The organism is Xanthomonas sp. NCPPB 3218 (genome assembly GCF_056725185.1).
The window spans coordinates 3,605,830-3,629,019 of record NZ_CM161516.1; the positions used below are offsets into that span (position 1 = coordinate 3,605,830).

The following is a 23,190-nucleotide window of genomic DNA, read 5'->3' on the forward strand; positions in this document are numbered from 1 at the left end:
CTGCATGCGGCGCTGTGGCTGACCACCTCGGGCAGCGTGTCGGCGTTGTGCAGCTCGCCGCAACGCGCAGGCGACCGCGCTTTGTAAAGTGCAGACGGTGCTGCGAACGCGCGCTTAGGCGCCGCGCGGCGAGAACATGATGATCGCCATGCCGAGCAGGCAGCAGGCTGCGCCCAGCAGATCCCAACGCGTCGGCGTCACCCCGTCCACCCACCACAGCCACAGCAGCGCACTGGCGATATAGACCCCGCCATAGGCGGCATACACGCGGCCGCTGGCATCGGGATGCAGGCTCAACAACCAGACGAAGACGGCCAGGCTCAGCGCCGTCGGCAGCAGCAACCAGATGCTGCCGCCCTTGCGCAGCCACAGATACGGCAGGTAGCAGCCGACCAGCTCGGCGACGGCGGTGGCCGCGAACAGCAACAGCGTGGTCGGTGCAGCAGTCATGCGCGGCCTTGCTTGTCGACGCCTTGCTTGCCAGCGTCGGCCTGCTGCAGCTCCGCAGTGTCGCGCGCCTGCTCACCGGCCGCGGGCGCGTCAGTGACAGGCGTCGCGGTAGCTTGACCTAGAGCGGACGGATCACCGCCGCGTTCGCCGCACTTGACCCGTTGCCACAGCGCCTCCTGCTGCTGCAGCGACAGCGCGGCCAGGGAGGTGCCGTCCGCCTGCGCCTGCGCTTCCATCGCGCGAAAGCGGCGCTCGAACTTGAGATTGGCATGGCGCAGCGCCGCACCCACGTCGACCCTGGCATGGCGCGCCAGGTTGGCGCAGACGAACAACACATCGCCGAGCTCGTCTTCCAGCCGCGCCTGGTTGTCGGCGACCGGGCCATGGGCGAACTCCACGCGCAGCTCCTCGATTTCTTCCTGCAGCTTTTCCAGCACCGGGGCCGGGCCGGGCCAATCGAAGCCGACCCGCGCCGCACGCGCCTGCAGCTTGGTGGAGCGCTGCCATTCCGGCAGGCCGCGTGCGATGCCGGCAAGTGCGGAATCGTCCTGATGGCCCGCCGCGCGACGTTCGTCGCGCTTGATCTGCTCCCAGTTGGCGCTCACCGCCTGCGCATCGTCGGCACGTTGCTCGGCAAACACGTGCGGGTGGCGACGCACCAGCTTGTCGCTGAGCGTGGCGACCACGTCGGCGAATCCGAACGTTCCCTGCTCGGCGGCCATCTGCGCATGGAAGACCACCTGCAGGAGAAGGTCGCCCAGCTCGTCGCGCAGAGCCGGCAGGTCGTTGCGATCGATGGCGTCGGCAACTTCGTAGGCTTCTTCGATGGTGTACGGCGCGATGCTGGCGAAGGTCTGCTCCACATCCCACGGACAGCCGTGCTCACGATCGCGCAGGCGCGCCATCAGCTGCAGCAGGCGCTGGAGGTCGCCGGTCGGCGGGGACTGAGACATGGTGTGTTCCTGGCAGGTGTGGTGCAGTGGAGTGGCGTGCCCGGGCGATGCCGCGGGCACGTGCCGGGTCACCTGGCGGCAGGCGATGGGCAGGGGCCGCATTGGACATGACTGCATCGGGAGTGCGCGCAACTGCCGGATTCAACCGGCGAGCGCGCAAGCGGCGGTCGGCCGTGCTCACACCAGCCAGCTGCGCCACGGCAGATTGGGATCACCCAGCGCGATGAAGTCGCCATTGAGCAAGGTGTCGCGGCGGTTGTAACGGAACGGTTTGCCGGTGCCACCGGCCAGCAGCACACCGCCGGCGGCGTGCAGCACGCATTGGCCGGCTGCGGTGTCCCACTCGGAGGTGGGGCCGAAGCGCGGATACACGTCCAGGTCGCCTTCGGCGATGCGGCAGAACTTCAACGACGAGCCTTGCGCGACCACATCGATCTCGCCCATGCGCTCCAGCGCGGCGGCGGTGCGCGCATCGCGATGCGAGCGACTGGCGGCGACCCGCAGCGGCGTGGCCGCCGGCGTGCGCGTGTGCAGCATCTCGTCGCGGTCGCCATCGCGGCGGTAGGCGTTCTCGCCCCGTGCGGCGTACCAGACCCGGCCATCGACCGGCGCCTGCACCACGCCGAGTACCGGTGCGCCCATATGGATCAGGGCGATGTTGACGCTGAACTCGCCGTTGCGCTTGACGAACTCGCGGGTACCGTCGAGCGGGTCGACCAGCCAGTAGCTGGTCCAGAACTGGCGGTCTTCCCAGGCCACGTGCGCGGATTCTTCCGACAGCACCGGCACGTCCGGGGTGACCCGGCGCAAGCCTTCGACGATGACACGGTTGGCGGCAAGGTCGGCCTGGGTCAGCGGGCTGGCGTCGTCCTTGATCTCCACCGCGAAATCCTGCGCATAGACATCCATGATCGCCGCCCCCGCCTCGCGGGCGATGGCGATCACGGTTTCGCGCAGTTCCATCGGGATGCGGATCATGGGTTGCGCTCCAGCCACTCGCGCGCAATGAACAAGGCGGCCAGCGAGCGGCCTTCGGAAAAATCTTCGCGCAGCATCAATTCGTCCAGACGGGCGATCGGCCAGGGCACCACCTCCATCTCTTCCGGCTCGTCGCCCACCAGGCGCTCGGGATAGAGGTCGCGTGCCAGCACCAACCAGGATTGGTGACTCATATAAGTAGGAGCGAGCGTCATCGCACGCAGCACCTGCACCTGGCGCGCGCCGTAACCGGCTTCTTCCTTGAGCTCGCGGTCGGCGGCCTGCTCCGGCGTTTCGCCGGCATCGATGCGGCCCTTGACCAGACCCAGCTCGTAACGATGCACGCCGGCAGCGTACTCGCGCACCAGCAGCACGGTCTGCGCGTCGAGCATCGGCACCACCACCACCGCGCCGTGGCCCTGGCTGAGCTGGCGCTCGTAAAGGCGACGCTCGCCGTTGGAAAATTCCAGATCCAGCTGCTGGCGACGGAACGGCCCGTCACCCAGATCGGTGATCTTGTGGATGGTCGGCAGGCGCGGGCTCATGCGTCGCACGCAGCGGCAGGGCCGACCGATAGAATAGGCGTATGCATCGACATGTTCATGAGCCCGAAATCCTAGCAGACCCGGCAGCCTCCCAAGCTGACGAACATTGGCGGCAACGCGATCTTGCCGTGCTGTGGCACCCCTGCACGCAGATGCGCGAGCACCCGCACACACTTCCGCTGGTACCGATCGCGCGTGGCGACGGTGCGTGGCTGATCGGCCACGACGGTCGCCACTACCTGGACGCGGTCAGCAGTTGGTGGACCAACCTGTTCGGCCATAGCGAACCGCGCATCGGCGCGGCCATCGCGCGCCAGGCTGGCGAACTGGAGCAGGTGATGCTGGCCGGCTTCACCCATGCGCCCGCCGTGCAGCTGGCCGAGCGCCTGTTGGCGATCGCGCCGCGCCAGGCCGGCCGCGCGCCGTTGTCCAAGGTGTTCTATGCCGACAATGGCTCGGCCGGCGTGGAAGTGGCCTTGAAGATGGCCTTCCACTATTTCCATAACCGCGGCGAGCACCGCCGCACGCGTTTCGTCGCGCTGGAAAACGGCTACCACGGCGAGACCATCGGCGCGCTGTCGGTCGGCGACATCCCGCTGTATCGGCGCGTGTATGCGCCGTTGCTGCTGGAGTCGATCTTTGCGCCCTCGCCCGACGCCTACCTGGCCGAGCCCGGACAGAGCGCGGAAGACTACGCACTGCAGGCGGCCGATGCGCTGCAGGCGGTGTTCGAACACTCGCCCGACGAAATCTGCGCGCTGATCCTGGAGCCGCGCGTGCAGTGCGCAGGCGGCATGCGCATGTATCACCCGGCCTATCTGCGCCGCGCACGCGAACTGTGCGACGCGTATGGCGCGTTCCTGATCGCCGACGAGATCGCCACCGGCTTCGGTCGCACCGGCAGCCTGTTCGCCTGCGAACAGGCCGGGATCATGCCCGACCTGTTGTGCCTGTCCAAGGGGCTGACCGGCGGATTTCTGCCGCTGTCGGCGGTGCTGGCCACGCAGCAGTTGTACGCGGCGTTCCTGGACGACTCGCGCGAACGTGCGTTCCTGCATTCGCATAGCTACACCGGCAATCCGCTGGCATGCGCCGCCGCGCTGGCAACCCTGCAGATCTTTGCAGACGACGATGTGATTGCGCGCAACCAGCGCACCGCCGCGCACATGACCACGCTGGCTGCGCAGATCGGCGAACACCCCGCGGTGGCCGACGTGCGCCAGGCCGGCATGATTGTGGCGTTCGAACTCACGCAGGGCGGCGACAAGCGCACGCCGTTTCCGTCTGCGGCGCGGGTGGGCCTGAAGGCCTATCGCGCCGCACTCGACAAGGGCGTGGTGCTGCGCCCGCTCGGCGACGTGCTGTACTGGATGCCGCCGTATTGCGTGGACGACGCGCAACTTGCGCTGCTGGCTGCGACCACCCGCCACGCCATCGAGGAGGCCGTTGCATGCGCCTGACCCGCTCCCATGTCGCACTGCCGCTGCACTGCGACCAGGAGGTGACGCTGCCGGAGGAGTCGGCCAATCACCTGCTGCGTGTGCTGCGACTGCGCGAGGGCGATGCCTGCGTGCTGTTCAACGGCGACGGCAGCGACTACCACGCGCGCATCACCCTGGCCGGCAAACGCGAGGCGCGCGCACTGGTGGAACGTGCCGAGCCGCTGCACAACGAGTCGCCGTTGTCGATCACCCTGATCCAGGGCATCGCGCGCGGCGAGAAGATGGATCTGATCCTGCAGAAGGCCACCGAGCTGGGGGTAACGGCGGTCGTGCCGGTCAACGCCGAGCGCACCGAGGTCAAGCTGGATGCGGCGCGCATGGAAAAACGCCTGGCGCATTGGCGCAGCGTGGTGGTGTCGGCGTGCGAGCAGTCCGGGCGTGCGCGCATTCCCTCGGTCGCTGCGCCGCACGGCCTGCAGGATGCGGCGCGGGCCAGCGACCCGCAGGCGTTACGGCTGACGCTGGACCCGCACGGCGCGCATCGCCTGGGTAGCCTGGTGCTGGACGCGCAACCGCATGTGATCGTGGCGATCGGCCCGGAAGGCGGCTGGTCGCCGCGTGATCGCGCCACCCTCGCCGAGGCCGGTTTCAGCGGCCTGCAACTGGGGCCACGCATTCTGCGTACCGAAACCGCGGGCCTGGCGGCAATCGCGGCGCTGCAGTCGCGGTTCGGTGACCTATAGCGCCACGACATCGTAGGAGCGCACCTGGGCGCGACCGGGCCTTATCGAGAATGCCTCGTCGCGCCCGGGTGCGCCCATACGGGGATGTGGAGTTGACCGGCGTTGCGTCGTCCGCTGCATGTCGATGGCTCCGTCCACTGCGTCCCGGCCCTAAACCCGCGCCGGCTCGTAGGAGCGCACCTGGGCGCGACCGGGCCTTATCGAGAATGCCTCGTCGCGCCCGGGTGCGCTCCTACGGGGGATGTGGAGTTGATCGGCGTTGCGTCGTCCGCTGCATGTCGATGGCTCCGTCCACTGCGTCCCGGCCCTAAACCCGCGCCGACTCGTAGGAGCGCACCTGGGCGCGACCTGGCGTTATCGAGAATGCCTTGTCGCGCCCGGGTGCGCTCCTACGGGATGTGGAGTTGATCGGTTTGGTGCAGCCAGACTGCTGCACCTGGCGATGCGCGGGCGCTCAGCGGCCGTGCTGCAGGAACCAACTGGCCGCGCCGATCACACCGAGCTGGCCGTGCTCGACGATGCTGACCGGCACCTGCTCCAGCGCCGGACGCAATGCGCCCTTGTCGAGCAGACGTACGACGAAATCGCTTGCGGCCACGAATGCGGCGATCTGCGGCAGGAATCCACCCGCCAGATAGACACCGCTGCGCACGCCATAGAGCAGCATCATGTCGCCGACCACGCTGCCCATGAAGCCGCAGAACGCCTGTAGCGCATCGCGCGCCAGCACGTCCTCGCCAGCCAGTGCGGCGGCAGTGACATCGGCCGGGCTGGCATGCAGCGCCGGCACGCCACGCAGCGCGGCCAGTGCGGTGTAGAGATTCAACAGGCCCGGGCCGGAGAGCAGGTGCTCGGTGGCCACATGCGTGCGGGTGCGGCGTAGCTCCTGCAGCAAGGCCACTTCCAGATCGCTGGCGGCAGCAAGCGCGGCGTGGCCGGCCTCGGTCGGCAACACCACCGGGGTGGCGCCGTTTGGAATCCACAACGCCGCGCCCAGGCCGGTGCCCGGGCCCAGGATCAGCGCCGGACCCGGCGCACCCTGCGGCGGGCCGGACAACTGCAGGACCTGATTGCCGACCATGTAATTGGCCGCATGCGCCACCGCTTCGAAATCGTTGACCAGATGCAATGCCTGCATGCCGAGCTGGCGGCGGATCTGCTCGGGCGCCAGCACCCACGGCAAGTTGGCGGTGATCACGCTGCCGTCTTCCAGCGCATACCCGGCACTGGCGATGACACCACGCTGCACCGGCGCGCAGCCCAGCTCCGCAAAGAACGCGGCCATGATCTCGGCCAGGCCCGGGTAGTCGGCACACCGGTACTTGCGGTAGTCCAGCACCGTGACCGGTTGGCGTGGATCGGGGCTTTCGCACACCAGCGCCAGACGCACATGCGTCCCCCCCACGTCTGCGGCAACGAAGGTGTCGGGGCGCGGAAAGGCCACCGCTTCCATTGGACTGCTTGCGCTCACGCATTCTCCTGATAAGTGGCCGCGGGCTGGCGTCATGCCCATTGTCCGACGAACGGTAACGGGGTAGACAACGTTGTCAGTAATCGCCCTGTAACGCAACCGTGGCGATCACGATTTAAACAGGATGCCGCCAATTTCATCATTCACTCAAATTCCACGTTTGCGACAGCGATTTCAGCACAAAACGGCACCCGCCATTTGCACAAGCGCCATTCCCCATAGAAACAGCTGATCAAAACCGCGAGCCGCCGACGGCGCATTGCGCAACGGTATCGGCGCAGTGCATGGCATCGCGGAGAAATGCTGCATTGCAGCGCAATCGCAGCCGCTTCAGAGATCTGTGACGATGTGTTGACAACGCTGTCAACGCTACGCGAGACTCGATCCAAATCGGGGTTCTGGCAGGAGGGGCCATGGACTGTTCGGTACTCAGGAACGGGCTACTCCCTCGCCGGTGCATTCCAGATTCGTGAGCGGGACATCACCCGATGTTCGACTCGCTGAAGTCGCATTCGCTCTACCGCTTCACCACACGGGGGACACCTCCTCTACCACGCGAATCACCCGGGCCCGCCTCTAGCGACGCGTGCCAGTGCGATCACCGCGATCGGTCAGGGCGTGTTGTTTTGCCGGCCACGCCGAGCGCGTGACGCCTTCCAGAGGCGGCGCGCTCACAGCACTAACCAACGAGGTTTAGCCATGCACAGCCGCACCACGACGTTAGCACTCTGTATTACCGCCGCTCTGTACTGCTCCGGCTCTGCAATGGCTGCCGGACAAGAACAACAGGCTCCTGCCGCCACGCCGTCGGCGACCACCGAGCTGGATACCATCACCGTCACCGGTTATCGCGCATCGCTGGAGAAGAGCCAGTCAGTCAAGCGCTCGGCCAACTCGATCGTCGATGCAATCAGCGCCGAAGACATCGGCAAGTTCCCGGACATCAATGCCGCCGAATCGCTGTCGCACCTGCCGGGCATCAGCGTCGACCGCCAGTTCGGCGAAGGCGAAAAGGTCAGCATCAACGGCACCGACCCGGCCTTGAACCGCGTGCTGCTCAACGGCCAGACCATCGCCTCGGGCGATTGGGGCGGCAACCCGACCGACACCAGCGGCCGTACCTTCAACTACACCCTGCTGTCGCCGGAAATCATCGGCCTGATGGAGGTCTACAAGACCCCGGAAGCGCGCATCGACGAAGGCTCGATCGGCGGTACCGTGATCGTGCACACCCGCAAGCCGCTGGACCTGCCCAAGAACACCATCCGCGGCTCGGTCGGCTACAACTACAACGACCGTTCGGAAGAAGGCAATCCGCGCGGCTCGGCGCTGTGGAGCTGGAAGAACGACGACGAGACCTTCGGCGCGTTGATCTCCGCCACGCATGACAAGCAGGACCTGGCACGCGCCGGTATCGAATACTTCGGCTACACCACCGGCGCCAACATTCCCGCCAGCGCCACCATTACCGGCGACGGCAGCGATGTCGCCACCGCCCGTGTACCGGCCGGCATCAACAGCGCATTCTTCCAGCAGACCCGCGAACGCAGCGGCGTGCAGGGCGCGTTGCAGTGGAAGCCGAACGAGCAGAACGAATTCAACCTGACCGGCCTGTACATCAAGGGCAAGTACAACAACTTCAGCGAATCGCGTTACGTCTGCCCGGCCTGCAACAACGACCTGCAGAAGGTCACCAGCGCCAATGTGCAGAACGGCGTGGTCACCTCGGCGACCTTCGGCGATGGCGCCGCGGGGCAGCCGTACGCTCAGCTGGACGCGAACTACCGCGAGAGCACCGTCACCACCAAGAGCCTGAACCTGCGTCACGACTGGTCGGGCGAGAAGTGGGTGTTCACCACCCAGGTCGGCGACACCAAGGCCACCGGCGGCAAGAACCCCGAGTACCTGATGAAGTTCCTGATGACCGACGGCGGCTATAACTACGCCTTCGATGGTCAGAACACCGCGGTGAACTACGACAACGGCGGCGCCTCGAACTGGACGCTGCCCGGTTCGCCGGCCGGCCTGCCCGCCGGTTCGCAGGACTCCAGCGCGATGCAGGCCGGCGGCATCTTCTATCAGAAGAGCACCGACGAAGAGAAATACTTCCAGTGGGATGCGGCCCGCGATCTGGAGCTGGGACCGTTCACCAAACTGCTGTTCGGCTACAAGTACATCAACCACAACAACGGCGTGGACGCGCGCGGCAACCGCATCAATACCACCGATGCGATCTCGCTGACCCAGTTCAACCCGGGCACCACCCCGAGCGGTCTGTACGACGGCCTGGGCGCAAGTGGCGACCTGACCACCTGGCCGACCGCCAGCCTGAACTCGATCCGCAACTATCTGCTGTCGCAGCCGCAGGGTCCGTACCGTCCCGATTACGGTTCCTCGTTCGAGGTGAAGGAGATCACGCAGAACTTCTACACCCAGTTGAATTACGAGACCGGCAAGTGGCGCGGTAACGTCGGCGTGCGCCTGGTCGACACCACCGACAAGTCGCTGTACTGGCAGACCGCCGATGGCGGCACCAACTACTCGCGCGTGGCCGAGACCAACGACTACCGCAAGGCGCTGCCGAGCTTCAACATCGCCTACGACATCACCGACGACGCCGTGCTGCGTTTCTCGGCTGCCAAGGTGATCGCACGTCCACGCTATGGCGATCTGGCCGGCACGTTCAGCATCAACAGTGCGAACGGCAACTTGACCGCCGGTGGCGGTAACCCGGACCTGAAGCCGTACGAGTCCACCAACTACGACCTTGCTGCGGAGTGGTATTTCGCGCCGTCCAGCATGCTGTCCGGTGAAGTGTTCTATCGCGACATCAGCTCCTACATCGTCAACACCACCAGCCAGCAGCAGCTGACCGATCCGATCAGCGGCAACTCCGGCATCTACACGGTGACCTCGCCGATTAACGTCTCCGACGCCAAGGTCAAGGGCGTGTCGGTGAACTACCAGCAGTCGCTGGGTCTGGGCTTCGGTGTGCAGGCCAACTACACCTTTGCCGAATCCGATTCGAGCTCGGGCCTGAACCTGCCGTACCTGTCGCGCGATACCTACAACATCATCCCGTACTGGGAGCATGGCGACTGGATGGTGCGTGTGAACTACAGCTTCCGTTCCAAGTACTTCACCCAGATCGGCCGCCTGGCCTCGCAGGACTTCGCAGACAGCTACAAGCAGCTGGATCTGACCGCCTCGTACCAGATCACCGATTACATGGGCATCACCTTCGGCGCGACCAATCTGCTGGATTCCACCTACCGGCTGTTCAGCAACACCCGCTCGACCCCCACGGCGTTCTACAAGAACGGCCGCGGTTATCAGGCCCAGTTGAACTTCAAGTTCTGATGTAGCACCGGCGCGCCACCGACCCTCCACGGTGGCGCGCTTTTTTTTGAGCGGTGTGTTGCATGCAGTGCACCGCTCGATGTTGTACCAAGGAGTGGTACTGGCCACGCCCCTTCGCGGTTGAGGGAGCATGGCCAGGCCCGCTTTTGCCATCCACGTGCCGGCTGCGCTGCAACCGACACGTCTCGCTTGAAGGAGTGCAGTTCCCATGACGACCGATAGCCGCCCTGCGGCTCCATCCCGCCGCCACGCCGGAGCTGCACCCAGAACGCGAATGCTCGCGCTCGGTCTGCTGCTCGCGTTGCCTGCTGCCACGCTCAGCGCGCAATCGCCCACCGCGGCCACCGCCACCACACTCAGCCCGGAACAGATCGACCAGCAGTGGCTCAGCGCCACCGCCAAGTACGCACCCGAACGCGAGCGCCTGGTGCGCGAAGCCGAAGCCGGCGCACGCAAGGGTCCGTTCCGCCCCGACTGGGCTGCACTCAAGGCCTATCAATCGCCGGCGTGGTACGACAATGCCAAGTTCGGCATCTTCATCCATTGGGGCGTGTTCTCGGTGCCGGCGTTCGGCAGCGAGTGGTATTCGCGCAACATGTACCTGGAGGGCTCCAAGGAATTCGCCCATCACGTGGCGACCTACGGGCCGCAGGCGCGCTCCGGCTACAAGGATCTGATTCCCAAGTTCACCGCGCCCAAGTTCGATCCGAATGGCTGGGCCAAACTGTTCCGCGACTCCGGCGCGCGCTATGTGGTGCCGGTGGCCGAGCACCATGACGGCTTTGCGCTGTACGACTCCAGGTTGTCGGACTGGACCGCGGTCAAGATGGGCCCCAAACGCGATCTGCTGGGCGAATTGTCCAAGTCGATCCGCGCGCAGGGATTGCACTTCGGGCTGTCCTCGCACCGCGCCGAGCACAACTGGTTCTTCGATGGTGGGCGCAAGTTCGATTCGGACGTCAACGACCCGCGCTATGCCGCGCTGTACGGCCCGGCGCAGGTCCGCCTGCCGGGCAAGGACGACGCCGATGTGGCCAACGACTGGACGCCGGTGTCGCAGGCCTGGCTGGACGACTGGCTGGCGCGTACTACCGAGCTGATCGACACCTATCAGCCGGACCTGATCTATTTCGACTGGTGGATTGCCCACCCCACCTTCCGCAGCAGCCTGCCGACCATGCTGGCCTACTACTACAACCAGGGCGCGGCGCGCACCGAAGCCGATCGCGGCGTGGTGGTGAACTACAAGCTGGGCGCGTTTCCGGAAGGGGCCGGCACGCTGGACATCGAGCGCGGCCAGCTCACCGGCATCCATCCCACCCATTGGCAGACCGACACTTCGGTGAGCAATGCGTCGTGGGGCTACATCGAAAACGACACCTACAAGTCGCCGACCTTCATCATCCACATGCTGGCCGATGTGGTGGCCAAGAACGGCAACCTGATGCTCAACATCGGCCCGCGTGCCGATGGCTCGATCCCGGATACCGAGCGCGGCATCCTGCTGGCGATCGGCAAGTGGCTCAAGACCAACGGCGGCGCGATCTATGACAGCAAGCCGTGGCGCGTGTATGGCGAAGGCCCGACCGAGGTGGTCGGCGGCACCTTCCAGGACGTCAAGACCAAGCCCTACACCGCCGAGGATTTCCGCTTCACCACGCGCGATGGCGCGCTGTATGCGATCGAACTCGGCTGGCCGGCCGGCGGCAAGGCGGTGATCCGCTCGCTCACACCGGCCGACGGCGTGCGCGGCGTGACGCTGCTGGCCAACGGCAAGAAGGTGCCGTTCGAGCAGCAGGCTGACGGCCTGCATCTGAGCCTGCCTGCCAAGCCGGTCGGCGAGCACGCCTACGTGCTGCGCATCGATCTTTCTTCTTCCTCCACTCCCTGACGGATGCTGTTTTCATGAGCAAGCGATTGACCTGGATCCTGCTGGCGCTGGCGCTGGTGTGCGCGCCGGCCCTGGCCAAAACCCCCACGGCGTTGTTCTATCTGATGAACACGCAGAAATCGACCAACTCGTTCCTGGCCAATGTCGACAAGATCGACGTGGTGGTGCCGACCTGGTACGGCGTCGACCAGAACGGCCTGGTCAACGGCACGCCCAACATGTACCTGTACGACATCGCCAAGCAGAAGAACCTGCGGGTGATGCCGATCCTGTCGATGACCACCGGGCGCGACGGCTTCCACAAGCTGATGCACGACGAGGCCGCCAAGAAGCGCATGATCGAATCGCTGCTGATCCACGGCAAGCAGCACAAGTACTACGGCTTCCAGTTCGATTTCGAGAACATCGCCTGGACCGACCGCGACGCCTACACGCTGATGGTCAAGCAGACCGCCGATGCGCTGCACAAGGCCGGCTTCAAGATGTCGGTGGCGGTGGTGCCCAATGCCCCGGGCCATGCCGAAGGCGGCCAGTTCTCCAAGTGGATGTGGGAATACTGGCGCGGCGCGTACGACCTCAAGGCGCTGGGCCAGGCCGTGGATCTGGTCAGCATCATGACCTACGACCAGCACACCCGCTGGACCACGCCGGGCCCGGTCGACGGCATGGTGTGGATGAAGAAGCACCTGGATTACGCGATCACCCAGGTGCCGAAGGACAAGCTCTCGCTCGGCATCGCCACCTACGGCTACCGCTGGTACACCGGCAATCCGGTCAAGGAAGACGGCACCGAGGCGTCGAACATCTCCGCCACCTATATCGATGCCGACGAATCGTTCCCGCTGGCGATCGAGCAGAACGCCACCGTGCAATGGGATCCGGTCGAGCAGGAATCGTGGTTCTACTTCTACCGCGACGACATGCGCGAGTGGGTGTTCCGCCCGGATGCGCGCAGCTTCAAGGCACGCTACGACCTGGTGAAGCAGTACGGCCTGGAAGGTTTCAGCTGCTGGGTGCTGGGCGCCGAGGACCCGAAGGTGTGGGACGAGTTGCCGACCGCGCAGCGCTGACCGCGTCATCGCACTGCTGCACGACAGGACGGGCGCGGTCGGTGTTCGCATCGGAATGCATCCCCTGCAAGCCGATGCGTGCACTGTCCGCGCCCGTTCTGCACCACGCCATGCGGAGCGCGGGCGCTGCGCGACACCACACACCGCGCACCCCGACGAAGCGTGCGCCAGTCCCTGCGCCATCCGGCACGGCTTTGCTACTGTGCGTGGCTGCCGTATCTCCCCCGCCATACCGGGATGTGATTGCATGATGTCGAACTCCGCAGCGAGCCTGCGCTCACCGTTATCCGGGCCGCCGTCGCCGCGCAGCCTGTCGTCGCGCCTGCTGTCATCGCACCGACGCTCCTCGTGCCTGCTTGCGATGGCGCTTGCGGCAATGGTGCTGGCGGGCTGCGGCCAACGCGATGCAGCGACCGCACCTGCAGCCAACCCCGGCACCACCGCAACACTGCCTGCGACCAACGCACCGCTGCCCCTGATTCCCGCCCCGGCCGAAGCCAGGCGCGGCACCGGCAGTTTCCGCGTCGGCACCGGCACGGTGATCTCCATCCCCACCGGCAACGCCGAAGTGCGACGCAGCGCTGAGTCGCTGGCCAGCCTGTTGCAACGCACCCGCGGCCTGACCCTGGAAGTGCGCACCGAAACCAGCGCCTCGCCGCACAGCATCCGCCTGGAGCGCACCCCGCAGGCGCCGGTGGCACACAAGGAAGGCTATAGCCTGGATGTGGACGGCAACGGCATCCGCATCACCGCGCGCGATGGTGCCGGCCTGTTCTATGGCGCGATCAGCGCCTGGCAATTGATGACGCCGGATGCGGGCAAGGGCGATGTCACCGTACCGGCGGTGGCGATCCGCGACTGGCCGCGCTTTGGCTGGCGTGGCCAGCATCTGGATGTGGCCCGCCACTTCCACGACGTGGACACCGTCAAGCATGTGCTGGACGCGATGGCCGCGCACAAGCTCAATGTGCTGCATTGGCATCTCACCGACGACCAGGGCTGGCGCATCGAAATCAAGCGTTACCCCAAACTCACCGAGGTCGGTGCCTGGCGCACTCCGCCCGGCGCCGGCCAGCATGGCACGCCCGAGCGCTATGGCGGTTTCTATACGCAGCAGCAGATCAGCGAGATCGTCGCCTATGCGGCGCGCCTGCACATCACCGTGCTGCCCGAGCTGGACATGCCCGGGCATGCGCAGGCCGCGGTGGCGGCGTATCCGGAAGAAGTCGGCGTGCCCGGCCAGCGCACGCAGGTGGGTGTGAACTGGGGCGTCAATCCGTACCTGTTCAACACCAGCGAACGCAGCCTGAGCTTCATCACCAACGTGCTGGACGAGGTGCTGACCTTGTTCCCGTCGGCGTATATCCATATCGGTGGCGACGAGGCGGTCAAGGATCAATGGGAAGCCTCGCCCGCGGTGCGCGCGCAGATGCGCAAGCTGGGCGTCAAGGATGCCCATGCCATGCAAGGCTGGTTCAACGAACAGCTTGCGGCCTACCTCACCCAGCACGGCCGGCGCATGATCGGCTGGGACGAAATCCTCGAAGGCGGCGTGCCGGCCAGTGCCTCGGTGATGTCGTGGCGCGGCACCGAAGGTGCGGTGACCGCCGCCAGGCAGGGCCACGATGTGGTGCTGGCACCGGGCGACTGGCTGTACCTGGACAACCTGCAGACCACCCGCAGCGACGAACCAAACGGCCGCCTGACCGTACTGCCGTTGTCCAAGGTCTACGCCTTCGACCCGGTGCCCGACACACTGACCGCCGAGCAGGCCACGCATGTACTCGGCGCGCAAGGCGCGTTGTGGTCCGAATACATTCCCTCGCGCTGGCATGTGGATCACGCGCTGTTCCCGCGTCTGTCCGCCATCGCCGAAGTGACCTGGTCGCCGGTGGCTGCCCGCAACTGGAAGAATTTCCTGGCGCGCCTGCCGGCGCAGCTGCAGCGCTACAAGGCGCTGGGGATCGACTACAGCGACGGTGCCTTCGCCGCCGATATCGCCCTGGAAGGCGGCCCCAACCCGGTGCTGGCCGGTGGCCCGGCCAAGGTGGCACTCGGCACCCAGGCCGGTGCGGGCACGCTGCACTACACCGTCGACGGCAGCGATCCCACGCCGGCATCGCCACGCTATGCGGCGCCGTTTACGATCCAGCTGCCGACCACGGTCAAGGCCACCGCCTTCGATGCCGGCGGCACCGCGCTGGCGGCCACGCGCAGCCGTACTTTCGATCGTGCCGGGTTGTTGCGCGCGGACACCCAGGGCCTGCGTGATTGCGTGGACACGGGTGCGCTCGGCCTGCGCCTGCCGTTGTTGCCGGAGCTGACCGGCGCCGACACGCCGGTCTACAACGTCGACCTGTTCCATGCCTGCCGGCTGTATCCGCAGGCGCGCCTGGATGGCGTCGGCGCGATCCGGATCGAGGCCGCACGCCTGCCGAACAATTTCGGCCTGGCCCACGAACAATCCAAGGTGGTGCAGTACCCCGCCAAGACGCGCCGCGGCGAGCTGGAAGTGCGCCTGGGCTGCGAGGGCGAGCTGATCGCCAGCGTGCAATTACCCAACAGCGCCACGCTGGGCGAACAATTCACGCTGGAAACCGCACTGCCTGCACGCACCGGCATCCACGATCTATGCCTGCGCTTCACCGCGCCGATTCGCGGCCCGCTGTATGCCATCGGCGCCGTCCAGTTGATTGAAACCACCGCGCAGGCGCCCCCCGCCGCCACGCGCTGATCCATCCAAGGAGAGTCATCCATGCCCCTGTCCCGTCATCGTTGCGTTCCCGCCCCCGCCCGCCTCGGGCTTGCCCTGGCCGTTGCCATCTCGCAGGCCTGGGCCGCGCCGCCCACCGCGACGCCGCTGGATAGCGGCTGGCAGGTGCGGCTGGTGCCGGGCCAGGAGCAGGCCAGGACCTATCCGAAAGCAGCGGCGTGGTTGCCGGCGCAGGTGCCGGGCGCGGTGCAGACCGATCTGATCGCCGCCAAGATCGTGCCGGACCCGTTCTATCGCGACAACGAAGGCAAGATCCAGTGGGCGGGCCTGAGCGACTGGCAATACCAGACCCGCTTCAACGTGGATGCGGCTACGCTAAAGCGCGAGCACGTCGAGCTGGTGTTCGACGGCCTGGACACGTTTGCCGAGGTCACCCTCAACGGCAAGCCGCTGCTCAGCGCCGACAACATGTTCCGGCAGTGGCGCGTGGATGCCAAACCCCTGCTCAAGCGCGGCGACAACGTGCTCGAGGTCAAGCTGTTCTCGCCGATCAAGAAGATCCAGCCGTGGCTGGCCAAGCAGCCGTACGCGCTGCCGGGCGCCTACGATTCCGCCTTCGGCGACGAGCCCGAGTCGCGCCACAGCTCCACCTATGTGCGCAAGGCGCCGTACAACTTCGGTTGGGATTGGGGCCCGCGCATGGTCAATGCCGGCATCTGGAAAGACGTGCGCATGGAAGCCTGGGATGCGGTGCGCGTGGACGGGCTGCATATTGCCCAGCAACGCGTGGATGCCGACAGCGCGCAATTGCAGGCGCAGCTGGAACTGCAGGCCGGCCGCAGCGGCCCGGTGCAGGTGACGCTCGACGTGCTGGGCCCGGATGGGCAGAAAGTCGGGCAATTCACCCAGCAGGCAGTGGTCGACCCGGGCCAGAACCGCATCGATCTGCCGGTGCGCATCGCCAAGCCCAAGCGCTGGTTCCCGGCCGGCTACGGCGCGCAGGACCGCTACACCTTCGTGGCCAGCGTGCGCGATGCCGATGGCGACAGCCAGCAGATCAAGCGGGTGACCGGCCTGCGCTCGGTGGAGCTGCGGCGCGAGAAAGATAAGTACGGCAAGAGCATGGAGATCGTGATCAACGGCATCCCGATCTTCGCCAAGGGGGCCAACCTGATCCCGCTGGATGCGTTCCCCGCACGTGTGAGCCCCGAGCGCATGCGCAGCACCTTGCAGGATGCGCGCGATGCCAACATGAACATGCTGCGCATGTGGGGCGGCGGGCATTATCAGGACGACCGCTTCTACGAGGTGGCCGACGAGCTGGGCATCATGATCTGGCAGGACTTCATGTTCGGCGGCGCGGTGCCGCCGTACGACGTGGAGTTCCGCGAGAACACCCGGCAGGAGGCGATCGAACAGGTCAAGCGCCTGCGCGACCATCCCAGCATCGTGCTGTGGTGCGGCAACAACGAAGTGCAGACCGGCTGGGAAAACTGGGGCGACCGGGTCAAGTTCAAGCAGTCGGTGGACCCGGAAGAACGCAGCCGCATCGAGCGCGGCATGACCACCTTGTTCGGCACCGTGTTCCGCGAAGTGGTGGCCACCTACGACAGCGACGTGCCGTACTGGTCCACCTCGCCGGGCACCAACTTCGACGGCGCCGCCGACCAGGCCAACGATGGCGACATGCATTACTGGAAGGTCTGGGGCGGCCCCGCGCTGCCGGTGACCGAATACCTCAACGTCACCCCGCGCTTCATGTCCGAATACGGCCTGCAGTCGTTCCCGGACATGCGCACCGTGCGTGCCTTCGCCGAACCCGGCGACATGGATCCGGAATCGCCGGTGATGCGCGTGCATCAGAAGTTCGACAAGGGCAACGGCAACAAGCGGCTGATGCTGTACATCCGGCGCGAATTCGGCGAGCCCAAGGATTTCGAGAGCTTCGTCTACCTGAGCCAGCTGATGCAGGCCGAAGGCATCAACCTGGCCGCCTCGCATCTGCGCGCCTCGCGCCCGCAATCGATGGGCTCGTTGTACTGGCAGCTCAACGATGTGTGGCCGGGTGCGTCGTGGTCCAGCGTGGACTACTACGGCCGCTGGAAGGCGCTGCACTACCACGCCCGCCGCTTCTACGCGCCGGAGCTGATCGCCGCATTGCGTAACGACAAGGGCCAGACCGAGGTGTCGCTGGTCTCCGACCGCACCACCCCGCTGGCCGCGCGTTGGCGCATGCGGGTGATGAACATGGACGGCAAGCTGCTGAGCAAGCGCGAGGAAAAGGCCACCGTCAAACCGCTCAGCAGCCTGCAGGTGGGCAACTTCAGCGACAAGCAGTTGCTGGGCAGCGCCGACCCCAAGCGCAGCTACGCGGTGTTCGAGTTGTTCGACGGCGACAAGCTGCTGTCGCGCGAGGTGGTGTTCTTCGCGCCGGCCAAGCAGCTGGCGTTGCCGGCCGCCAAGATCGACAGCCAGTGGCGCGCCGATGGCGATGGCTATGCGCTGACGCTGTCCAGCAACACGCTGGCACGCGAGGTCTGGCTATCGTTCGGCGATGTTGATGCCACGCTGTCGGACAACGCGTTCGACCTGCTGCCGGGCGAGCCGTTGACCGTACATGTGAGCAGCAAGGCCGCGCTGGCACAGTTGCAGTCCACGCTGCAGGTGCGCGATCTGGCGAGCACGCTGGCCGGTGCACCGCCGGAGCCGGCCGAGACGAAGTAAGCCGCGCCGGGAACAGGCGTCAGGCGATGGCGCAGCGCTCGTCTCAGGGCGCTGCGCCATCGGCCAAGCCGGCGCGTGGCGCGGTGACTGCAGTCCCGGGCGCAGGTCTCGTATCTGATCCGCGCCTGATCGGCGGCAATCACCAACCCGAGTGTCACCAACCGCTGCCCGCGGTATCGCTGCGGGCAATCCAAGAACAACGCGTGACGGCCAGTCGCCGCCCCGCAGGAGTGAGCAGATGTCGTTGTCCGTGTTTCCATGCCGCCTGGCGGTCGCGCTGAGTCTGGGCCTGGGCCTGCCGCTGGTCGGCGCGCCGGCGTTGGCCGCAACACAACCCGATGCGACGCCGGAGCAACGCGCCGCCGCGCTGGTCGCGCAGATGAGCCGCGAGGAGAAAGTCGCGCAGGCGATGAACGATGCGCCGGCGATTCCGCGCCTGCGCATCCCCGCCTACGAATGGTGGAGCGAAGGCCTGCACGGCATCGCACGCAATGGCTACGCCACGGTGTTTCCGCAGTCGATCGGCCTTGCCGCCAGCTGGAATACCGCGTTGATGCAGCAGGTGGGCACGGTGGTGTCGACCGAGGCGCGTGCCAAGTTCAATCAGGCCGGCGCCCCGGGCAAGGATCACAAGCGCTATGCGGGCCTGACCATCTGGTCGCCCAACATCAATATCTTCCGCGACCCGCGCTGGGGCCGTGGCATGGAAACCTACGGCGAGGATCCCTTCCTCACCGGGCAATTGGCGGTGGGCTTCATTCGCGGGCTGCAGGGCGACGATCTGGATCACCCGCGCACCATCGCCACGCCCAAGCACATCGCGGTGCACAGCGGCCCGGAGCCTGGCCGGCACAGCTTCGATGTGGACGTGTCGCCGCGCGACGTGGAAGCGACCTATACGCCCGCCTTCCGCGCCGCCCTGATCGACGGCCAGGCCGGCTCGGTGATGTGCGCCTACAACTCGCTGCACGGCACGCCGGCCTGCGCGGCCGACTGGTTGCTCAACGGCCGCGTGCGTGGCGACTGGGGCTTCAAGGGCTTTGTGGTGTCCGACTGCGATGCGGTGGACGACATGACCCAGTTCCATTACTTCCGCCCGGACAATGCCGGCTCCTCGGCTGCCGCGCTCAAGGCCGGGCACGATCTCAATTGCGGGCATGCCTATCGCGAACTCGGCACGGCGATCGAACGTGGCGAAGTGGACGAAGCCCTGCTCGACCAATCGCTGGTGCGCCTGTTCGCCGCGCGCTATCGCCTGGGCGAACTGGAAGCGCCGCGCAAGGATCCGTATGCAAAGCTCGGTGCCAAGGATATCGATAACGCCGCCAACCGTGCGCTGGCGCTGAAGGCCGCTGCCGAATCGATCGTATTGCTCAAGAACGAGGCCGGCACACTACCGTTGAAAGCCGGCACGCGGCTGGCAGTGATCGGGCCGAATGCCGATGCGCTGGCAGCGTTGGAAGCCAACTACCAGGGCACCTCGTCCACGCCGGTCACCCCGCTGCTTGGCCTGCGCGAGCGCTTTGGTGCGCAACAGGTGAGCTATGCGCAAGGTGCGCCGCTGGCCGCGGGCGTACCCGGCATGATTCCGGAAACCGCGCTGCGCAGCGACGGCAAGCCGGGCTTGCGTGGCGAATATTTCGATAATGTCGAGCTGGACGGTGCGCCGCGCACGGTGCGGCAGGATCGTACGGTGAGTTTCAACTGGGATCAGGTCGCCCCCGCAAAGGGCGTGCCGGCCGATCGCTACGCGGTGCGCTGGAGCGGCGAACTGCTGCCGCCGAGCGCGGGCGATTACACGCTGGCGGTGCGGGTGGCGCGCTGCTTCGACTGCGCCGGCCACGACCCGGTGCGGCTGTACATCGACGACAAGCTGGTGGTCGCCGGCAATGCCGAAGACAAGCACGTGCCGGCCGGCATGCACAACGCCGACGGCCGCAGCGTGGAAACCGTGCTGCACTTCGACGACACCCGCCCGCGCAAGATCCGCCTGGAGATGGAACACCGCGGCCAGGACCAGGGCGTGCGCCTGGAGTGGCTGGCACCGGCGGCCGCGCAACTGGCCGAGGCCGAGCAGGCGGTGGCGCAGGCCGATGCAGTGGTGGCCTTCGTCGGCCTGTCGCCGGATGTGGAAGGCGAGGAACTGCGCATCGATGTGCCCGGCTTCGACGGTGGCGACCGCAACGACATCGCCCTGCCCGCCCCGCAGCAGGCGCTGCTGGAACGGGCCAAGGCCTCCGGCAAGCCGCTGGTGGTGGTGCTGATGAGCGGCAGCGCAGTGGCCCTGAACTGGGCCAAGACGCATGCCGATGCGATCGTGGCGGCGTGGTATCCGGGCCAGTCTGGCGGCACCGCGATCGCGCGCATGCTGGCCGGCGACGACAACCCCGGCGGGCGCCTTCCGGTCACGTTCTATCGCTCCACCAAGGACCTGCCGCCCTACGTCAGCTACGACATGAAGGGCCGCACCTACCGCTACTTCAAGGGCGAGCCGCTGTTTACGTTCGGCTACGGCTTGAGCTACACCAGCTTTGCCTACGCCGCGCCGCAGCTGTCCACTGCAACCCTGCAAGCCGGCAGTCCGTTGCAGGTGACCACCACCGTGCGCAATACCGGCACGCGTGCCGGCGACGAAGTGGCGCAGGTGTATCTGCAATATCCGGATCGCCCGCAGTCTCCCTTGCGCAGCCTGGTCGGCTTTCAGCGTGTGCATCTGAAGCCCGGCGAGCAGCGCACGCTGCGCTTCACCCTGGATGCGCGCGCGCTGAGCGATGTGGATCGCACCGGGCAGCGTGCGGTGGAAGCGGGCGACTACACGCTGTTTGTCGGCGGTGGCCAGCCCGGCACCGGCGCGGCTGGCGAGGCCGCAGCGTTCTCGATCTCGGGGCGTTCGCCGTTGCCGAAATAAGTGCGGCATCTGCGCAACATGCAACAGGCGTCGGCTGTCATGGCCGGCGCTCGGCGGCAGCCACCTGGACGCCTGCAAGGCGTTGCTGATCCGCCCGGCGATCGGCACGTAGCGCGTCGCGGCGCATGCTGGCCGAGGTGGTCCGGGCGGCATGCGCAGGACGATGGCCACTGCGCGGGGCCGGCGCACTGGCGCAGGCATGCGGCCGGTTGACAGCCGGCGCTGCGCGACCGCGGAGGACGTGGACCAGCCACTGCCGCCATGGCCGCAGGCCACGCGTACGGCGCCGAATTGTGCGGGCGCACTATGCACATTCGGCGCACACGTTGTATGGTCATCGGGAATTGGTCATGCAGAGGTCTCATCATCGGCCCGGCACGTGATGCCGTCGCTGCAAGGATGTCCGCTGCGTCGACCGCTTGCTGAAATCCCAGGGAGCTCCAGGTCATGCACACCCGCCGCGACATCCTCCAGTTGCTGGGCGCCAGCGCGGGCGCCGGCCTGCTCGCCGGCGCATTGCCCGCCTTCGCCGCCCCCGTTGCCGGCACCTCCACGGCTGCCGGCAACTTCGTCAGCAAGCGCCCGCCCAAGGCGCAGCGCCGCTTCGTCAGCAAGGCGGTCGAGCAGCAGATCGTGCAGATCAAGGCGCGCATCGCCGATCCCGAATTGGCCTGGCTGTTCGAGAACTGCTACCCCAACACGCTGGATACCACGGTTGAAACCGGCACCCGCAACGGCAAGCCGGACACCTTCGTCATCACCGGCGACATCCACGCGATGTGGCTGCGCGACTCCTCCGCCCAGGTGCACCCGTATGTGCCGCTGGCCAGGCGCGACCCTGCCTTGCGGCGCATGTTCCATGGCCTGATCCAGCGCCAGGCCGCCTGCATCCGGCTGGACCCGTACGCCAACGCCTTCCTGCCCGATGGCCAGACCCAGCGCCTGAAGTGGTCGCTCAACGACATCACCGAGATGAAGCCCGGCGTGGGCGAGCGCAAGTGGGAAATCGATTCGCTGTGCTACCCGATCCGCATCGCGCACGAATACTGGCGCGCCACCGGCGATGCCGCCCCGTTCGACGACGACTGGCGCGCGGCGATGCAGGTGGTGGTCAGGACCTTCCGCGAGCAGCAGCGCAAGGACAACCGCGGCCCCTACGTGTTCCAGCGCCCCTCGCCGTTGGCGACCGAGACCCTGGTGCTGGAAGGCTACGGCCAGCCGACCCGGCCCAACGGCATGATCCACTCGATGTTCCGCCCCTCCGACGATGCCTGCGTGTATCCGTTGTTCGTGCCGGCCAACCTGTTCGCGGTGGCCTCGCTGCGCCAGCTGGCGACGATGAGCACGGCCCTGCATCGCGATGCCGCGTTCGCCGCCGACTGCACCGCGCTGGCCGACGAAGTGGAAGCGGCGACACGCAAGTTCGGCCAGCAACGCGACGCCGATGGGCAGGCCTACTGGGCATTCGAAGTGGACGGTTACGGCAACCAGTTGTTCATCGACGACGCCAACGCCCCCGGCCTGCTCAGCCTGGCCTACCTGGGCTGCTGCGACCGCGCCGACCCGGTGTTCCTGCGCACGCGCCAGCTGGCCTGGAGCGAACGTAACCCGTATTTCTCGCGCGGCAGCGCGGCCGAAGGCGTCGGCAGCCCGCACAGCGGCATGGGTACGATCTGGCCGATGTCGATCATCCAGTACGCGCTGGTCAGCGACGACGACGCGCAACTGCGCCAATGCCTGCAGTGGCTCAAGACCACCCATGCCGGCACCGGCTTCATGCACGAGGCCTTCGACAAGGACAACCCCAGCACCTTCACCCGCGACTGGTTCGCCTGGGCCAACACCTTGTTCGGCGAACTGATCATCGACCTGCACCAACGCAAACCCCAGCTGCTGCGCAGCGCCTGATTCCACGAAGGGCCCGCCCTTCCAACGCGGAACT

The 23,190-nt window shown here is 66.6% G+C and carries 14 protein-coding genes and 1 pseudogene; 10 read left to right on the top strand and 5 right to left on the bottom strand.

Annotated features, from left to right (window positions below):
- Positions 1 to 114: 114 nt before the first annotated feature.
- From AC1PLS_RS15045 to nudE, 4 genes are all read right to left on the bottom strand, one after another.
- Positions 115 to 450, bottom strand: a complete 336-nt coding sequence (locus AC1PLS_RS15045; protein WP_024939264.1) for a YnfA family protein — start codon at positions 448 to 450, stop codon at positions 115 to 117.
- A complete protein-coding gene (gene mazG / locus AC1PLS_RS15050) occupies positions 447 to 1,403 on the bottom strand; it encodes a nucleoside triphosphate pyrophosphohydrolase (RefSeq protein ID WP_184433893.1) in 957 nt (318 codons plus the stop codon). Before mazG ends, AC1PLS_RS15045 begins: the two co-directional genes overlap by 4 nt.
- Before the next feature lie 177 nt (positions 1,404 to 1,580).
- On the bottom strand, positions 1,581 to 2,381 hold the full coding sequence (gene cysQ, locus AC1PLS_RS15055) for a 3'(2'),5'-bisphosphate nucleotidase CysQ (protein ID WP_016905000.1): 801 nt from the start codon (positions 2,379 to 2,381) through the stop codon (positions 1,581 to 1,583).
- Positions 2,378 to 2,926 (bottom strand): ADP compounds hydrolase NudE, encoded by a 549-nt coding sequence (gene nudE / locus AC1PLS_RS15060; protein ID WP_016905001.1) that lies wholly within the window; start codon positions 2,924 to 2,926, stop codon positions 2,378 to 2,380. The genes cysQ and nudE overlap by 4 nt, the downstream gene beginning before the upstream one ends.
- 41 nt (positions 2,927 to 2,967) lie before the next feature.
- Between nudE and bioA the strand changes: the two genes are divergently transcribed.
- Both bioA and AC1PLS_RS15070 read left to right on the top strand, forming a co-directional pair.
- Complete coding sequence (gene bioA, locus AC1PLS_RS15065) at positions 2,968 to 4,386, top strand: adenosylmethionine--8-amino-7-oxononanoate transaminase (protein WP_184433890.1); 1,419 nt, start codon at positions 2,968 to 2,970, stop codon at positions 4,384 to 4,386.
- Positions 4,377 to 5,111 (top strand): 16S rRNA (uracil(1498)-N(3))-methyltransferase, encoded by a 735-nt coding sequence (locus AC1PLS_RS15070; protein WP_184433887.1) that lies wholly within the window; start codon positions 4,377 to 4,379, stop codon positions 5,109 to 5,111. The genes bioA and AC1PLS_RS15070 overlap by 10 nt, the downstream gene beginning before the upstream one ends.
- Positions 5,112 to 5,565: 454 nt before the next feature.
- On the opposite strand, the gene AC1PLS_RS15075 is transcribed toward AC1PLS_RS15070, so the two are convergent.
- Positions 5,566 to 6,564: a glucokinase family protein gene (locus AC1PLS_RS15075; RefSeq protein WP_180970474.1), complete on the bottom strand. Its 999-nt coding sequence runs from the start codon at positions 6,562 to 6,564 to the stop codon at positions 5,566 to 5,568.
- A 717-nt stretch (positions 6,565 to 7,281) separates the two neighbouring features.
- Between AC1PLS_RS15075 and AC1PLS_RS15080 the strand changes: the two genes are divergently transcribed.
- The 8 genes and pseudogenes from AC1PLS_RS15080 (at position 7,282) to AC1PLS_RS15115 (ending at position 23,156) form a co-directional block, all read left to right on the top strand.
- Positions 7,282 to 9,942, top strand: a complete 2,661-nt coding sequence (locus AC1PLS_RS15080; RefSeq protein ID WP_065032635.1) for a TonB-dependent receptor — start codon at positions 7,282 to 7,284, stop codon at positions 9,940 to 9,942.
- A gap of 208 nt (positions 9,943 to 10,150) precedes the next feature.
- On the top strand, positions 10,151 to 11,833 hold the full coding sequence (locus AC1PLS_RS15085; protein WP_481103812.1) for an alpha-L-fucosidase: 1,683 nt from the start codon (positions 10,151 to 10,153) through the stop codon (positions 11,831 to 11,833).
- 14 nt (positions 11,834 to 11,847) lie between these two features.
- Complete coding sequence (locus AC1PLS_RS15090; RefSeq protein ID WP_016903894.1) at positions 11,848 to 12,903, top strand: glycosyl hydrolase family 18 protein; 1,056 nt, start codon at positions 11,848 to 11,850, stop codon at positions 12,901 to 12,903.
- Positions 12,904 to 13,150: 247 nt separating this feature from the next.
- Positions 13,151 to 15,637, top strand: a complete 2,487-nt coding sequence (locus tag AC1PLS_RS15095; RefSeq protein ID WP_481103813.1) for a family 20 glycosylhydrolase — start codon at positions 13,151 to 13,153, stop codon at positions 15,635 to 15,637.
- A gap of 21 nt (positions 15,638 to 15,658) precedes the next feature.
- A complete protein-coding gene (locus AC1PLS_RS15100) occupies positions 15,659 to 18,340 on the top strand; it encodes a beta-mannosidase (RefSeq protein WP_481103814.1) in 2,682 nt (893 codons plus the stop codon).
- 238 nt (positions 18,341 to 18,578) lie between these two features.
- On the top strand, positions 18,579 to 21,248 hold the full coding sequence (locus AC1PLS_RS15105) for a glycoside hydrolase family 3 C-terminal domain-containing protein (protein WP_481103815.1): 2,670 nt from the start codon (positions 18,579 to 18,581) through the stop codon (positions 21,246 to 21,248).
- 46 nt (positions 21,249 to 21,294) lie between these two features.
- Positions 21,295 to 21,461 (top strand): annotated as a pseudogene (locus AC1PLS_RS15110) (6-phospho-beta-glucosidase); the annotation flags it as partial.
- Positions 21,462 to 21,695: 234 nt separating this feature from the next.
- Positions 21,696 to 23,156: a glycoside hydrolase family 125 protein gene (locus tag AC1PLS_RS15115; protein WP_184433875.1), complete on the top strand. Its 1,461-nt coding sequence runs from the start codon at positions 21,696 to 21,698 to the stop codon at positions 23,154 to 23,156.
- Positions 23,157 to 23,190 lie beyond the last annotated feature (34 nt).